This window comes from Neobacillus niacini (genome assembly GCF_000759675.1).
In the GTDB taxonomy this organism is placed as follows: Bacteria; Bacillota; Bacilli; order Bacillales; family Cytobacillaceae; genus Neobacillus; species Neobacillus niacini_A.
In genome coordinates, this window is sequence record NZ_BAWM01000083.1 from 156,970 (window position 1) to 172,299 (window position 15,330).

Here is a 15,330-nt window from a genome sequence, read left to right on the forward strand (position 1 = left end):
ATGGTTAAATTATTTATAAATTATGTCGGTACATTACCAATTAAGGGTAAAGCTGATGTGGGTTTACGTAAAGGCTTAAATGTTGTTTTTGCTGAAAAAATATTAGATGGTGAAAATAGTGGACCAAGAAATAGCTTAGGAAAGTCTACTTTTGTAAATTTAATAGACTATGGTCTAGGAAGTAACTCTTTCTTTCAAAAACGTCAAGTTAAAGCTCGTAAGGAACTATTAAATTATTATTTAATTATGGAAGTTTCAATTAATGAATGCGAATTTACTTTAAAGAGAAAATTAGTTGATTCTACTGAAAATTTAATATATAAAGGTTGGATAAAAAATGATCTTTTAAAAAATAATAATATACAACCTATAGTTGGCCCATCGCTTGATGACTATAAAGAGTTTATCGAACTTGAACTTCTTCAAAAAAATAATTACATTAATGACGAAAAACTTATAAGCTTGAGAAGTTACATACCCTTTATAATTAGAAATCAAGTTGATGGATTTTCAAATATACAAAGGCCAATGGGAATTAGTGAAGGAGCACAATTTGCTAGATTCCGTTCTGAATTTTTTGCTGGGTTAAGTACATTAAGAAAAATAGAACTTGAGCAAGAGCTTCTAGAAGCTGAAGAAAAAAGAAAGCAAGCTGCTCAAGATTTTAATACGATAGCTAAATATTTAAAAAAGAAAGAATCAATAGCCAATTCTGAAAATGAATACATTGATTATGAAAGTAAAATTCAACAAATCTCAAATGAAATTAGTTTATTGAAACAAAACTTATTGGAACGAAATAATGATGAAGCTTTACTACGTAACGAACTAAAAGAAATTGAACAAAGACTTTTTATATTAGAATCAGAGGTTAGTTTCAATGAATCTAGAATTCTAAATTACCAAGCTACTATTAATGATATTTATAAAGAATTGGATTCTTTTAATCTTTATACAAAAGCATCAGATTTTTTTAGAGAATACGATTTAGAAATATGTCCAACATGTTTAAGATCATTTGGAGATAATGCAATGCCAGAGGAAGGCTTTAAAGAAGATAGTGATAGTATTTCTCTTATACAAGAGATATTGAAGAACGAAATAAGTGATTTACAGAATGCTATAGAAAATATGAGAGTACATATTGATGAATTAAACACAATTAAAAGTGAGCTGAATGATACTAAATCACGACTTATAGAAAAATTAAGTAATTTTACTGCGAGTATAATTACAGAATTAAATGATAAAGAACATAGATTAGATAATCTAAAGCAAGAACAAGCTGAAATTCTATATCTAAATGGTATTCAAGAAGACCTTGAAGAATATAAAAGTGACCTTAATATCCAAGTTAAAAAGAAAAAAGAGATTAATCAAAAGATTGATACAGCTAATTTAGAAATTGAGGAAAATAAAGATAAATTAATCCAAGTTTATGATAAAGTAGTTAGATATTTGTATAATAATACAAGACAAGGAATATTAAAATTTAGTCCTAAAGCGAATAATATTGAAGTTGAAATTGCATATATTGATTCGGAAGATAATGTTGATAGTGGAGCAGCGGCCCAGAATGTTAAAGTTATAGCATTTGATTTAGCATTATTAGAGCTATCCATAAATAATTCAACTTATCACCCAAAATTATTAATTCACGATTCACCAAACGTGAATGATATAGATATTGATGTATATCATAATATATTCTCTTATATTATTGGATTAGAAGAAGCAGAATTAGAAAAGAAAGGAAAAGTAGATTTCCAGTATATTATTACTACAATTTCTAAACCAGAAGAAGTATTAAATGAACATATAATTTTACAGTTAGATACAGGTGATGAAGGAGGAAAATTATTTGGCTTTACTTTTTAATTTATCATACGAAGATCAAGATAAGATGGTGAATTTCCTTACTGCTAAGTATTCTGATACAGAAATTCTAAGTATATTAAGGAACTTGGGTATAAATAAAGATAGTATATATAACAAATATACCCCCAAAAAAATTAATTGTGAAAACCTTGTTGAAGCTATTATGCAACAAGATCTTTCGGAGAAACTTTTACTATTACTTCAATCACAGAAATTCTATAGACCTAGTTTTTTAGAAGAATTCGGTCATTTAGAATATTTAATTAGTGAAAATACTTTTCAAAATAATACTACCCAGATATATAATCTAATACCTAGTAATAATACGATGCCTATAAATGAATGGATAGATTCTTGTAAAACAAAAGTGGTGTTAATTTTAGGAAAAGATTCTCCAACTGAATACTTGGAAAAATTACAAGAAATTGCAAACATAGTAGAAAGAAAAGGATATCAACCTATTTTAATAAAAAAGCAACCAGAAGTAGAGACAATAACGAACGAAGAAAAGATGTTAGCTTATGCTTCTTTGGCTCGATTTGTATTAATAGAAAAATCTGAAGCTGCTGGACAAATCGATGAAGCTAAAATCTGTGCTTTTAATCGACTACCTTCAATTTGGATTCAGAAAGAAGGAGTTGGAGATACTTGGATGCAGGGTGATTACGAAGTTGATTTTAAAAATGTAAAAACTTTTAAATATGAAGATATTTCACTTGAGCAATGTTTAGACCAGGGAATTAATTGGGTTGAGGGGTATCTGAAAGAGAAAACAGCTCACCTTAACGCTTTGTATCCGTGGAGAAGCGAACAATAAAATTAAAAGCAATTTCTATTGCGAATAATTTTTAAACTTAACAAATTTTGTGATAAAGGCTTCCGTTAGTTTGTGTAAACTATTAGAAGCCTCTTTTATTTAGATCAAATTTCGATAGATCTTTGTAATATTATTCTGCTGGATTCGAATCATAAACTTTTTTTAAAACTTAGAGAGTAGGAAAGTTTACAAATATCTTAATGGTATAAGCTATATTTTTAGCAGAAAAAGATTTATATAAAGGGGAAAACAATATGACTGAGTGGAAAGATGGATTAACGAGGGTAGAACTTTATGACGCAATGATGGAGCTTTTTTATCGAGACTTGGAATCCTGGTTTAATGCAGGAACATTTTATTGTGATAGTTGTGTTGATGATTTTATCGAACAATGGCCAGGAATATATAACAGAGATTTAGATTTTCAAAGAAATTTCATTTCACTAGATATATTTTATAGTGGTGGGCGGATTCAAGACTACTTCACTAAAGAAGAATTTTTTGACTTATCAGGGTATATAAGATGTCCTAACTGTGGTGATTCTCTTTCAGGACATATGTGGCCATATGATTTGAATTTTGATGTTCCAGATAATTTTGATTCTAATGTCCATGAGATTGCAACCCTTGCAGAGAAAACGCCATTTCTCTTAATGCTTCATCCATTTGCTAAGGAAGTCTATACTGAAATTGAAGTGATTTCAAAAAGCATTGAGCCTTCGCTATTACCAAATCCTCTTTACAGAGCAAGAGTATACGAAAATGAACATGATTATACCAGTAAGGACTTCTTAGCCGCACCAAATAAATATATAGTAGAAGGCAGATACAACCATGCCGGTAAACAGGTGCTGTATTTAGCTGAGGATGATCTAACATGTTATCTTGAGATGCGGAAACCCTCTATGGGCATAATGCTTGCGAAAATTGAAATCATAAATCCATTAAAGGTTTTAGATTTAATGGCCGAAGATTTGGAGGACAACCATTTCGTACAGGCAATGCAACTTTCATCGCTAATGAGTTCACCCGTTGAAGGCGAGGGTTGGTATAAACCTCACTATGTATTTACCCGCTTTGTTGCAGATGCAGCATTATCAGCAGGCTTTGACGCGATTCGGTATCCAAGTGTGCGTTCAAATACAGGCAATAATATCGTAGTTCTAAATTATGAAAAACTAGAAGGACAGTTTCACGTAATTGATTTCAATTATGTTACAGAAGCTGATTTTTTAACAAAGCAAAAAAAACAAAGAGGATTCTAACGGTAAACAACAACAAATATGCTAGTTCAATCAGATCGATTACCATAATTTTATAAGATTATGGTAGCAATAATTCACAAGAAATTAGGAGAAACAGTAATTTGCTTTGGAAGTTAAATAGAAAGAAGTATAAGGATGTTTATGTAACGCTAGAACAATTAAAAGTAAAAGCTAACTATGCTAATAAAATTAATATTTATGTTGATTACTTTGACAAGTCTTATAGCGGTACAGCATTATCAAAAAGTACTATACTCCTTTCAAGAAAATTAGTTAAACTGTATGATGATGAACAAGAAACTCCTTTAAAAAGTATATTAGCTCTTAAGTTTGCTCATTTAATTAATGGTGATTCGATAAAACAGATGAAAAGTGATAGAAAGCATGATATACATACCGTAAGATTAATTAATATTATCAAAGAAATTAGAGCTGAAATTGTGGGTGCAAATCTTATTGGATTTCTTCCAAATGAAATAAATGAAGCACAAAATATTTTAATGGAAAAGAATGGTGGGACAAAAAATATTAAAGTTGCTTATGAGGCTAGATATCCTACTAGAATCCAAATTAAATATTTTGCTAAGAGGTATTCTAATCTAACTAAAAATGTAATTTATTATTTTATTAGTAGTTACTTTAGACATATGGATATCAAAGATAAAACTAGACAAGAAGAAATTAAGGTGAAAGTGGAGGCTAGGTTTCTCTAAAAGATATTAGATAGTGAAACTACATCTTGTCTAATTATTTACAAATATTATAAAAGAGTTTTGTTTGTTACAGTATGCTTTTACTAGCACCCTATGTGCTACAATATAAACTCTTGATATGTAGAACTCATTTTAAAGTTGGATTTAAAAAGACATTGTAGGGAAAAGAGACTTAGTGACTAAATTACTTGATCGTGTAAAAAAGTATTCTCTTGACTTTTTTGAGAAATTAATCTTTGGTTATTAGTTGGCATGGGGATATGGAGGTTCGAATAGTGATGTTGAACAAGCTTAAAGATTAAAAATATTTAAGGTAAACACTGCTACATAATTGTCTGCGGTCACTAATCAAGCCATGTGGAGTGCATAGTGCAGTTTGGTTTATAATTTAATTGTTACTTTACCAGTCTGTGTCATGAAGGCGCTGGGTGTAGAGAATCTCCTCATCACGAATGCATGCGGTGCCATCAATACAAGTTTTAACCCAGGAGATTTAATGTTAATTACGGATCATATTAATTTAGTTGGTACCAATCCATTAATTGGACCAAATTATAATGAGTTAGGAACTCGTTTCCCTGATGTTTCACAAGTATATAATCGTGAATTACGAACTATTGCCGTTACTGTAGCAAAAGAACAAAACATCACATTGCAAGAGGGAGTGTATGCTTGGTGGAGTGGTCCAGCTTACGAAACTCCAGCTGAGATCCGTATGATTCGAACATTAGGAGCGGATGCTGTTGGGGTGTCAACTGTCCCAGAGGCAATTGTAGCGGTTCACGGAGGAATGAAGGTACTCGGTATTTCTTGTTTAACCAATATGGCATGTGGGATTCTCGATCAACCATTAAGTCATGATGAAGTCATTGAAGTGGCTGCTATGGTAAGAGAGAAATTTATCAAACTAGTTAAAGAAACCATTACAAGAATGTAATCCATGATAGTTTCATGCTGACTTTTTATCATCATGATAAAAAGTCAGCTGATGATATATACGATGGGTAAAATAGTAGAAGAGCCCATACAATTCAAAGGCCAGAGTCCCATGAATAATACCTCCTTCTCGTGTTTGATGGAAGGAGGTATTATTAACGGTTTTATTAATGTAATTGTATTTCTTAATCGTTAGTTGTTACATTTCGTTGAGCAAAAACTTTTTTTACAATTTTAAGAGCATTCAAGACACGCGGGAAGCCTGTATAGGGAATCAAGTGCACGATAGTTCCAACAATTTCTTTTGGAGTTAAGCCAATTGTAAGTCCCGTGTTGATATGCAATTCCAATTGCGGCTCCGTACCCATAGTTACAAGAGAAGAGATTGTGGCAATGGTACGTTGCTCATTCGTTAACCCCTCTCGTGAATAAATATCTCCAAAAGCAAATTCAACAATATAGCTCTCTAAATCAGGTGCCAGTTCTTTAAATTCGTCTACAATATTCATGTGTGTTCCAATTTCCTTGTTATCTGTTAAAGTATACTCCTTTATAATATCTAAACCTTGTTGGTAACGAGTTTTTTCCACGTTTTTTTCCTCCTAAAAAGTTATTCGTATCTGACAGAAATAACTATAACGCAGGTTTTATTAATCGTAAAATACATATAACTCATGCGTTACATTCCTTTTTTTCATGATTAAAAAGGTAATTCAGCTGAAATATACTTGATAAATTCACGAACTGCAGGTGACGCATGTTTTCTTTTTTTTGATATAAATCCTAAACTCCAAGGAATGCTTGGATTTTCGATGGAAATCACCTTGATTAAGTCTTGATTAACTTTTTTTGCAATGGGTTTTGGACAAATCGAAATGCCTATGTTTTCGCCAATCATTTCACTAATAAAACCCCACTCAGAAATTTCATAGACAATTTTCGGACGAAAACCAGCTCGTAGGCATTCTTGAATAATAAGGTTATAAATAAGTTCTTGGTTAAATAAGATAAAGTTTTCATTTTTTAACTCACATAATTCAACTTTTTCCCTTTGTGCTAATGGATGGGTAGTGTGGACGAAGAGCGACAGTTCTTCATTAACAAAGGGAATCACATCAAACTCCTTTTCATCCACCGGCAGCATTACCACACCAAAATCCAATATTCCGTCTCTGACATCCTGTTTAACCTTATTTGAATGATCTTCAAAGATTTTTATTTTTATATCGGGGTACAGGTTATTGAACCCTTTAATGATTTTTGGGAAAAATAAAAACCCAATTATTGGAGGTATGCCGATTTTTATTTTTCCTTTTTTTAAGTTCATTAAATCATATAGGTGGATAGATAAATCATTTATCGATTCCATAATAATCTCGCCTTCCGCCAAAACGATTTCACCTGCGTCCGTTAATTCAATTTTCTTTGCGGAACGGTCAATTAGTTCTACTTTTAATTCTTCTTCCAAACTTTTCACTACTTTACTTAGGGTAGACTGTGACAAGTGGAGGGATTTGGAAGCTTCGGTAAAACTTTTGTATTTGGCTACTTCTATAAAGTAAGTAAGGTGACGTATGTCCATGAATGTAATCTCCAATCTATGAAAAAAATGCATATTTTCTATTCCTATTATTCATTTTACTCATATAAACTTAAGATGTATACTAAGTGTGACGAATTTGTGAACAAAATTTTAAAATGCTAGGAGTGAAATCGGATAACAAAGGATTCCGTAATGACTGGCGCAATTATGGTTGTTACAGCAGTTAAAACAGACGGGAAATGAAATAATTATTTTTATTTATTTCGAATTCGAGATATTTTAATTAAAAACTTATTTAATTGAATATATATTTCCTAATGCAGCAGAAGTACGTTGTTTAATGGGAATCCGAAAGGTACTGGTAGGATTATTTTTTAAAAATAAAGGGGAAAAAAGTAGAAATGGATCTATTAGGTTTGCTGGGAATATTGTTAGGTATACTAACAATCATTCTCTTTATTATTAAAAAGTTCAATATCATCATTGCTGCACCCATAGCGACGATTGTCGTGTTGCTGTTTAACGGGGTACCAATACTCGAGACAGTATTTGGCAAAGAAAATTCTTATATGACGGCACTTGCAGGGTTTGTTGCATCAAATTTCGCTATATTCTTATTAGGTTCTATATTAGCGAAATACATGGATAAAAGTGGGGCAACGATTTCAATTGCAAATAAAGTATTGTCTGTGGTAGGAACCAAGGACCCGTACAATGCATTAGTGGCATTATTTATTATTTCTGCCATTCTTACTTACGGTGGTATTAATGTATTCGTAATCATATTCGCATTAATTCCAATGGCTAAACCAATCTTCAGAAAACTTAATATTTCGTGGAAATTAGTTACCATTCCTGTGTTTGGTGGGACTTCAACATTCACGATGACGATGTTGCCTGGGGCACCTTCATTACACAATATTGTGCCTTCAACGGCTTTGGGAACCACATTAACCGCTGCTCCGGTTATCGGAATCGTAACTTCCATCGTAGCAATTGTCTTCATACTAGTATTTATGAAATTCTCGTTGTCCAAAAGCTTGCGTAAGAACGAGACATTTAATGCGGATGAGAAGGATGAAAGTAGTAATGCGGCAACTGAGCGTGAGCTTCCATCATTCATTATCAGTTTACTGCCTATCATCGTGTTATTAGGCATAATATTACTATTTAGTTCTGTAAGTAACATCATTATTGTCGCTTTAATTGTTGCGATCGTATTGAGTGCAATATTATTCCGTAAACAAATTGAACAGCAAAAAGAGGTATTAAATCAAGGTGCTAACGAATCGTTATCATCAACGATAACAACTGGTAGTACAATTGCATTTGGTAGCATTGCTACAAGTGTTCCTGCGTTCAAGGGTGTATTTCAATTGATTCAATCTATTCCTGGTCCTCCTGTACTCTCATTAATGATTGGTACAGGTCTGATAGGCGGTATTACTGCTTCAGCTGTTGGAGCAATTGGCATTTCTGTTGCGAATTTTGCCCCTATCTATTTGGAAATGGGATTAGATCCGGAAACGGTTCACCGTGCAATCGCAATCGGATCTGGAGCTCTATCAATTGTTCCTTACTCTGGATTCTTGATTATATTTAACAATTTAACGGGATTAACTATGAAAGACACCTTCAAAAATGGATTTATCAGTATAAGTGTTACCCACTGGATCGCAATGGCCGTTATCGTTATCATGGCCCTCTTAGGTTTAGCTTAACTATGTAACTTTAGCAAGTTTTCATGCTTGTTATCAATGATTCAACTATAACGAGGCATCAAGAACATTATTCTAAAGTTATTTATGTGATAGATTTAATTACTATAATTTAAAAGTATAAAATTAGGAGGAATATATCATGAGTAAAAAAATTGGATTTGTAGGATTAGGTACAATGGGCTTCCCGATGGCCGTTAATTTAAAGAAAGCTGGTTTTGAAGTAATCGGTTATGATGCCTTTAAAGGTGTTTATGAGAAAGCAAGTGCTGCTGGAATAACCATGGTAGAAACTTTAAAAGAAGTGGCGGAACAAGCTGACGATGCGATTATCTCAATGGTTCGTGACTATGCCCAAAATGTTGATATTATTTTTGGTGAGAACGCTATCTTATCTGCCAAACCTAAAAATAAAACAATTATTGTTATGAGTACACTTGACCCTGATACAATGAATCAATTAGGTAAAAAAGTCGAAGAAGAAAGTGATTTGAGATTAATTAGCGCTGCGGTAAGCGGTGGTGCTTCAGGTGCTCAAGCTGGAACATTATCGATTATGACATCAGGTTCAGAAGACATCGTGAAATCTTTCCAACCATACTTTGATGCGATTGGATCCAATACATTCTACTATGGCGAGGAACCAGGCAACAGCCAAGTAGCAAAATTAGTTAATAATATGATTTTAGGTATTAACATGAATGCTTTAGCTGAAGGACTTAAATTAGGGAATCACTATAACTTACCTCAAGAAGAGTTATTAAACTTATTAAAAGTTAGTACAGGTGATAGCTGGGTTGTTAGAAATTGGAGCGATATTTCTGAATGGACAGCAGACACTGCCTTGGCTGTTTTACTTAAAGACTTAAAAGCGGCTTATAACGAAGGGCTTAAACATAATGTATCCTTACCATTCAATGCCTTATCATCTACACAATTATTTGACTCTATGGGAAAAGAGAAACCAAAAGCCTAATAATTGAAAAAAGTAACACTTAATTGGTTGATTATACAATCTCACTAATAGGAAAGTGTTCTGTGTTGAACAGAATGGTTTCCTTATTTGTTTATTTCTTGCTGTTTTAATAGGTTTTGTTCTAAGAAAACGCCCTACATGGTCGGCTTTAAACGGAGCTTTAACTAGTGTTTTTGTCATCAATCATTACCCTCTTTCTAAGAAATAAAAAAACCCACTTCTAAAAATAAGAAAAGGGGGAAGTCCATAACCAAAGCTCTTCTTATCTTCAAGCATTCACTACTAGAATTGGCACAGTACTATTGATAAGTCTGCTGCCGAGGCTTCATAGGGCCAGTCCCTTGCCTCTCTTGATAAGAGTATTCTTGCCTATTTAATTTCCTGTTAAGTTACGCATATTCAGATATCTGTCAACAAATAACTACTACGATACCGCTTTCTTTTTAAATGCGAATAATATATTATTTTTTTATTTATAATGTTCGTGTTTAGCTAAAAATATATACTTGTAATCGTTAAGAATATAGGATAATATAATCAAAATACAAACGATAGGGGTTGTGTTAGGTGTTTGGTACCCAGACGAAAAAAGTGATGTTACTTGGTTCAGGTGAACTTGGAAAAGAGACAATCATCGAGGCTCAGCGTTTAGGGCTGGAGACCATTGCGGTTGACCGTTATGAAAACGCACCGGCCATGCAGGTGGCCCATCGTTCTTATGTAGTGGACATGCTTGATGGAGAAGAACTTCGTAGAGTGATAGAACGAGAGAAACCAGATTTGGTGGTTCCCGAAATCGAGGCGATTGCAACAGAAACATTGGTGGTTCTTGAAAATGAAGGTTTCCGTATCGTACCGACAGCTAATGCCGTGAACCTGACCATGGATAGGGAAGGAATTCGCCGATTGGCAAGCGAAGAACTTGGGCTTCCAACAGCGAAGTACGCCTTTGCGGACACACTTTACGAGCTAAGGAAGGCTGTACAGAAAATTGGGACTCCTTGCGTCATTAAACCTATCATGAGTTCTTCTGGAAAAGGGCAAACTATTTGCCGTTCGATAGAGGATGTAGAATGTTCATGGAATGAGGCGATTGCAGGTGGAAGAGGTAAAAAAGTCCGAATGATTGTGGAAGAATTTATCCATTTTGAGTCTGAAATCACACTTTTAACCGTCCGCTCCGCTTCTGGAACAACCTTTTGTGCTCCTATTGGGCACGTGCAAAAAGATGGTGACTATATTGAATCCTGGCAGCCGCATGCCATGTCAGATGAACAAATCCAAGAGGCTCAGGTCATCGCCAAAAAAATCACCGATGCACTTGGTGGGTATGGAGTTTTTGGAGTGGAATTATTTCTTTCTCCACATGGTGTCTATTTTAGTGAGGTGTCACCACGACCACATGACACGGGGATGGTTACCATGGTTACGCAAGATCTATCCGAATTTGCCTTACATGTAAGGGCGATTTTAGGCTATCCCATTCCAGATGTGCAGCTATTGAAACCTGGTGCAAGTCATACGATTAAGGCCAAAAAAGAAAGTAAGACTTACCAAATATCTGGAATCGCTGAAAGCTTATCCATCCCTCATACACAGGTTAGGGTATTTGGAAAACCAGAAACAAAAGTGGGACGACGGATGGCGGTAGTGTTAAGCAACGGAGAATCTGTAAATGAGGCTAGAGAACGAGCCGAATTAGCAGCTACTAAAATGATGGTGAAGTATGACGAATAACGCTTTGGAATCATCGGCAATAAGACTGTTAGTAGGTGTTACGGCATATCTCGTAGGCTTGTATAACGCTTCGATGTAATTGAACGAAAAAGGATTTTATGGTGTGTCATTTGGTCTTAGTTTATTTGCTGCCATAACGGTTCAAAAGAATATTAGAGATGCACAGAGGCAAGAGAAAGAGAGATTGAGTATATTCCGTTAATTTAACGGGGCTTATTCAATTATGTAAAAGTGTGCCACCTTCTACCCGATTACCGTTATAATACTTTTGTGTTCATGAATTTTCATGATATTCTAATGAAGTAGATTGAACAGGAGGTAGAAGAATGGCTATTGTTGATATTACTGTTATACCAGTTGGCACAGCCACACCAAGTGTCAGTGAGTTTGTAGCTGAGATACAAAAAGTTCTTCAAAAGTATGAAGGTAAAGTGAAGTTTCAATTAACTCCAATGAGTACTCTAATCGAAGGTGATTTAAAACTATTGCTGGAGATTGTTCAAGAACTTCATGAAGTTCCGTTTCAGAAAGGCTTGCAGAGAGTTTGTACGAATGTTCGAATTGATGATCGACGTGACAAGGAAAATACAATGGAGCGCAAGTTACAGTCGGTACAGTCAAAAATATAAGCAATATAAAACATTATAAAATTAATAGAAACCAGAACCAGAAACCACGAAAAATAATGAATGGTTTCTGTTTTTTTATTTTCTACAGCTTGCATTAAAATAATTGGGGAACCGATCCTTAGATAAAACAGAAGATTTATCCATTATTGAAGTATTAGATTTAGACGAAAATAAAGGGATAATGTCTGATATTTCTTTTAAAGTTACCTATAATCAAATGGTTACTTGGTTAGAAAAGATGAATACCGATCATTCAGCAGCAAAACAATACTTAACAATATTTCCAAAAGAGGTTCATGATAGTGATTTTTTGGATATATATTATCAAAATCAAGCAAATTATGCAGTTCCTGTAATAAGCATATAGGGAATAATTATAAAAAGTAAGTCAGAAAGTTCAGGACCTTTCGATTCGTTAAAGAGTGTAGTTATATATAATAATATTATGTTAACTAAAGTGTGAACCGAAATCAGATTCAGGGACCAGCATAAATCTGTGGGTTTAATTAGCGATTAAAAAATGATGTAAATGGCAGTAAATTTAATAGATACCTCAATGACAGCCCCAATTTTAAACTCTTGAATCCGTTAATTGAAGAACTTAATCTTACTTTTTTACTGCTTTTGTCAGAAATAAATAAAACTAAAGAGATAAGAAAATAGCGTAAATCAATTTTCACACAACCAATACATCCCGTTAAGTAATCATAAATAGCGAATAAAAGCAGAAATATTGAATTAACTAAACAGCGAAAAGAATACAATGCCACAGCACAGTGGATTTCTGTACAAAAAGGAAATCTTAAAGGCATTCCTTTTTATGAAGCCAATGGTTTTAAATTCCAATATGAAGAAGAGGAAGATAGCTATATTTCCTTAAGGTATAATCGACAAATATAATCGATTGTCTAATGGGTCTTCTTCAACTAAAGGGTGCAAGAGTTAAAGATCCATCTGCCATTTTCGGCAGCCTTTTTTTTATTGTGCTAATGGGCAGATTTCTTCAAGAAAAAGAAGTGCTTTTTTTATTGAAGTAGGAACAGAAAAGTTAAATGAAAAAGAATATATTATTAATATTAGGAGATGATTTTTTGGTTAGTCTATTGGAAAACATATTCCAAGTATCGGCAATAATACTACTCCTATGTTCATTCTATTATTATAGACATTTTAAAAAATTAAGAGAGAAAGAAAATTAACCTTATTCGAATTTTCAATTTATGTAGTAACTTAAGTTGCAATTTATCTTTGTGCAGGTAGTTATCTACTTCTGTTTTTGGATAGGAATTTTGGATAGAAATTATTAAACAAACGGGGGCGATTCTTCAATATTGAAGGATCGCCTTTTTCCTTATTCAAGTAACGAAGCAGAATAGGTAAAGAAGGTACGCGACCTTTCTTGTTAAGTTAACGGATTAGCACTATTAAAAGTAAATTCAATTACAAGGGTTATGAAATCCTGCGAATAAGTGAGCATTCGAGAGATATTCGTATCAAACTGAGGGAGTTGAAGAAAAGATTAAATGAATAAGTTGATAAATTGCCTTTAATAAATAGAAAAACCCTTCTCGAATTATGAGAAGGGCTATTTTCATTATGTACTTTGGGAAAATTGTTCATTCCCAGCTTTTTTATTAATCAATTTTCCTAATAACGGCATGAACCAACGATCCAATCCCAATTTTCCAGCATTTATTCCTGCCACAAGAATAAACATTCCTAGTAAAACCATTTGGGGATTTGTACTTGTTGTTCCTGATAACATATAAGCAAAGTTCATTGTAAGCCCCATTAGTATAGAAAATGACGTGAAAATACCCAAAATTAATCCTAGACCTACTAAAAATTCTCCCCAAGGAACTATTACATTAAAAAGATCAACGTATGGTAATGCAACCTCTTTTAAAAAATTTCCCCACCAAGGTTGAACAGCAGGGTGTTCACCAGACATATTTTTTATTGCTCCATTAATAAAGCCGCTTGCATCAAATTTTCCACTAGAGATTTTTCCCCAACCAGCATTTAACCACTGCCATCCAAGATAGAGTCGAAGTACAGTAAGCAGCAATGATACATAACGATTTTCCTTTAAAAATTGAATAAACATAATAAAACCTCCTAAGTAAATGAAAACTATTATTATTGATATTGATTATCATTATCGATTATATTATTGGGATTATCAATAAGAAAAAGGGACCAAATGATTTTCAATTTTTAGTTAATTATCCCTATTAGAAGCTAGTTATTTTGCTATAAAACTCAATTCTATCCCCCTCTTGTCTTATTGTTATTTTAATACTAGCTTTTTATTGTTAAATGACGATTTACTTAATATTAAGATAATGTAAAAAAGGGGATGGAAGTCATTAATGAAAAGACAACCAGGACCTAAAAAAGCTCAATTACTAATCAATCTAGCAAAATCTTCAATTGGAACTGGACAAGCACTTGATGCTTATAAATTCCATCTAGAACAATTATTAGAAGAATATGACCTCGCTGTAAAACAACTCGAAAGAGTTGAACAACAAGTAAAAGAAGTTCTCAATCAAATCCCTTTCGCAAAGAAGCTGCTTATGATAAAGGGAATAAGTGAAATCTCATTAGCAGGTATATTAGGTGAGGCTGGAGATCTAAGTGGATTTTTAAATGGAAATTCTCTATTACGTCATGCAGGATTACATCTAGCTGAAGCAAGTTCTGGCAAGTGGAAAGGTCAGATTGTTATTTCGAAGCGTGGAAGGTCAAGACTACGACGTTTCCTCTACTTAGCAACCATGAGCCTTGTGATGAATAACCCTGAATTTAAATCCATGCATTCCCATAATGTGAAAATTAAGAAGATAAAGAAAATGAAATCAATCATGAAACTGATCGGTGAACTAGCAAGGATTTTTGTAGGAATAGCACGACGAAACGAGTCTTACTGTCCAAATAAAGTCCAAGTATTATCCCCTTTAGCAGCATAGGAATAAAACATTAGTTATATAAAATGTATCATTTAAAATAGTTAACTTTAATTTTGAATGTTTCTTATTCGTAGGATTTCAAATATGTACGGAGTACCAGGTTTATTCAACAAAAGGGCACTGTGACCCATCAGGTTAGCATAACT

12 protein-coding genes, 3 pseudogenes and 1 riboswitch are annotated in these 15,330 nt (G+C 33.3%); of the genes and pseudogenes, 12 read left to right on the forward strand and 3 right to left on the reverse strand.

The annotated features are described in order from the left end of the window. From TR08_RS20300 to TR08_RS20320, 5 genes and pseudogenes are all read left to right on the forward strand, one after another. Entirely contained in the window at nucleotides 1-1,878 is a 1,878-nt protein-coding gene (locus tag TR08_RS20300) for a DUF2326 domain-containing protein (protein WP_045521372.1), read from the forward strand. Beyond that, complete coding sequence (locus tag TR08_RS20305; RefSeq protein ID WP_045521373.1) at nucleotides 1,862-2,695, forward strand: hypothetical protein; 834 nt, start codon at nucleotides 1,862-1,864, stop codon at nucleotides 2,693-2,695. Before TR08_RS20300 ends, TR08_RS20305 begins: the two co-directional genes overlap by 17 nt. A 254-nt stretch (nucleotides 2,696-2,949) precedes the next feature. Beyond that, nucleotides 2,950-3,960 carry an RES family NAD+ phosphorylase gene (locus TR08_RS20310; RefSeq protein ID WP_045521375.1) on the forward strand — a complete coding sequence of 337 codons (1,011 nt, stop codon included), beginning with the start codon at nucleotides 2,950-2,952 and terminating at the stop codon, nucleotides 3,958-3,960. Between the two features lie 101 nt (nucleotides 3,961-4,061). After that, nucleotides 4,062-4,673, forward strand: coding sequence for a hypothetical protein (locus tag TR08_RS20315; RefSeq protein WP_045521376.1), 612 nt, complete (start codon nucleotides 4,062-4,064; stop codon nucleotides 4,671-4,673). A 394-nt stretch (nucleotides 4,674-5,067) separates the two neighbouring features. Then, nucleotides 5,068-5,610: pseudogene (locus TR08_RS20320) on the forward strand (purine-nucleoside phosphorylase); the annotation flags it as partial. 184 nt (nucleotides 5,611-5,794) lie between these two features. On the opposite strand, the gene TR08_RS20325 reads toward TR08_RS20320, so the two are convergent. Together TR08_RS20325 and TR08_RS20330 are read right to left on the reverse strand one after the other, a co-directional pair. Further along, nucleotides 5,795-6,199: a carboxymuconolactone decarboxylase family protein gene (locus tag TR08_RS20325; protein WP_045521377.1), complete on the reverse strand. Its 405-nt coding sequence runs from the start codon at nucleotides 6,197-6,199 to the stop codon at nucleotides 5,795-5,797. A 110-nt stretch (nucleotides 6,200-6,309) separates the two neighbouring features. Continuing rightward, nucleotides 6,310-7,191: a LysR family transcriptional regulator gene (locus tag TR08_RS20330; RefSeq protein WP_045521379.1), complete on the reverse strand. Its 882-nt coding sequence runs from the start codon at nucleotides 7,189-7,191 to the stop codon at nucleotides 6,310-6,312. A 362-nt stretch (nucleotides 7,192-7,553) separates the two neighbouring features. On the opposite strand from TR08_RS20330, the gene TR08_RS20335 reads away from it, so the two are divergent. From TR08_RS20335 to TR08_RS20355, 6 genes and pseudogenes are all read left to right on the forward strand, one after another. Beyond that, nucleotides 7,554-8,873 (forward strand): GntP family permease, encoded by a 1,320-nt coding sequence (locus TR08_RS20335; protein ID WP_045521381.1) that lies wholly within the window; start codon nucleotides 7,554-7,556, stop codon nucleotides 8,871-8,873. A 139-nt stretch (nucleotides 8,874-9,012) separates the two neighbouring features. After that, nucleotides 9,013-9,846 carry an NAD(P)-dependent oxidoreductase gene (locus TR08_RS20340; protein WP_045521382.1) on the forward strand — a complete coding sequence of 278 codons (834 nt, stop codon included), beginning with the start codon at nucleotides 9,013-9,015 and terminating at the stop codon, nucleotides 9,844-9,846. Between the two features lie 259 nt (nucleotides 9,847-10,105). Then, nucleotides 10,106-10,206, reverse strand: a riboswitch (SAM riboswitch). Between the two features lie 207 nt (nucleotides 10,207-10,413). After that, complete coding sequence (purT, locus tag TR08_RS20345; RefSeq protein WP_274521036.1) at nucleotides 10,414-11,583, forward strand: formate-dependent phosphoribosylglycinamide formyltransferase; 1,170 nt, start codon at nucleotides 10,414-10,416, stop codon at nucleotides 11,581-11,583. Nucleotides 11,584-11,596: 13 nt separating this feature from the next. Next, nucleotides 11,597-11,785, forward strand: a pseudogene (locus TR08_RS31335) (YiaA/YiaB family inner membrane protein); the annotation flags it as partial. 124 nt (nucleotides 11,786-11,909) lie between these two features. Next, nucleotides 11,910-12,212: an MTH1187 family thiamine-binding protein gene (locus TR08_RS20350; RefSeq protein ID WP_045521383.1), complete on the forward strand. Its 303-nt coding sequence runs from the start codon at nucleotides 11,910-11,912 to the stop codon at nucleotides 12,210-12,212. Nucleotides 12,213-12,315: 103 nt separating this feature from the next. Then, nucleotides 12,316-12,579 carry a hypothetical protein gene (locus TR08_RS20355; RefSeq protein WP_045521385.1) on the forward strand — a complete coding sequence of 88 codons (264 nt, stop codon included), beginning with the start codon at nucleotides 12,316-12,318 and terminating at the stop codon, nucleotides 12,577-12,579. Between the two features lie 1,227 nt (nucleotides 12,580-13,806). On the opposite strand, the gene TR08_RS20360 is transcribed toward TR08_RS20355, so the two are convergent. Further along, entirely contained in the window at nucleotides 13,807-14,319 is a 513-nt protein-coding gene (locus TR08_RS20360) for a DoxX family protein (protein WP_045521387.1), read from the reverse strand. 250 nt (nucleotides 14,320-14,569) lie between these two features. Here TR08_RS20360 and TR08_RS20365 point away from each other — a divergent pair. After that, nucleotides 14,570-15,184 (forward strand): annotated as a pseudogene (locus tag TR08_RS20365) (transposase); the annotation flags it as partial. Nucleotides 15,185-15,330: the final 146 nt, after the last annotated feature.

Excerpts from the sequence above, each read along its gene's own strand:
- TR08_RS20300 (WP_045521372.1), top strand. The coding sequence starts at position 1 with ATGGTTAAATTATTTATAAATTATGTCGGTACATTACCAATTAAGGGT.
- TR08_RS20310 (WP_045521375.1), top strand. The coding sequence starts at position 2,950 with ATGACTGAGTGGAAAGATGGATTAACGAGGGTAGAACTTTATGACGCA.
- TR08_RS20330 (WP_045521379.1), bottom strand. The coding sequence starts at position 7,191 with ATGGACATACGTCACCTTACTTACTTTATAGAAGTAGCCAAATACAAA.
- TR08_RS20335 (WP_045521381.1), top strand. The coding sequence starts at position 7,554 with ATGGATCTATTAGGTTTGCTGGGAATATTGTTAGGTATACTAACAATC.
- TR08_RS20340 (WP_045521382.1), top strand. The coding sequence starts at position 9,013 with ATGAGTAAAAAAATTGGATTTGTAGGATTAGGTACAATGGGCTTCCCG.
- TR08_RS20350 (WP_045521383.1), top strand. The coding sequence starts at position 11,910 with ATGGCTATTGTTGATATTACTGTTATACCAGTTGGCACAGCCACACCA.
- TR08_RS20360 (WP_045521387.1), bottom strand. The coding sequence starts at position 14,319 with ATGTTTATTCAATTTTTAAAGGAAAATCGTTATGTATCATTGCTGCTT.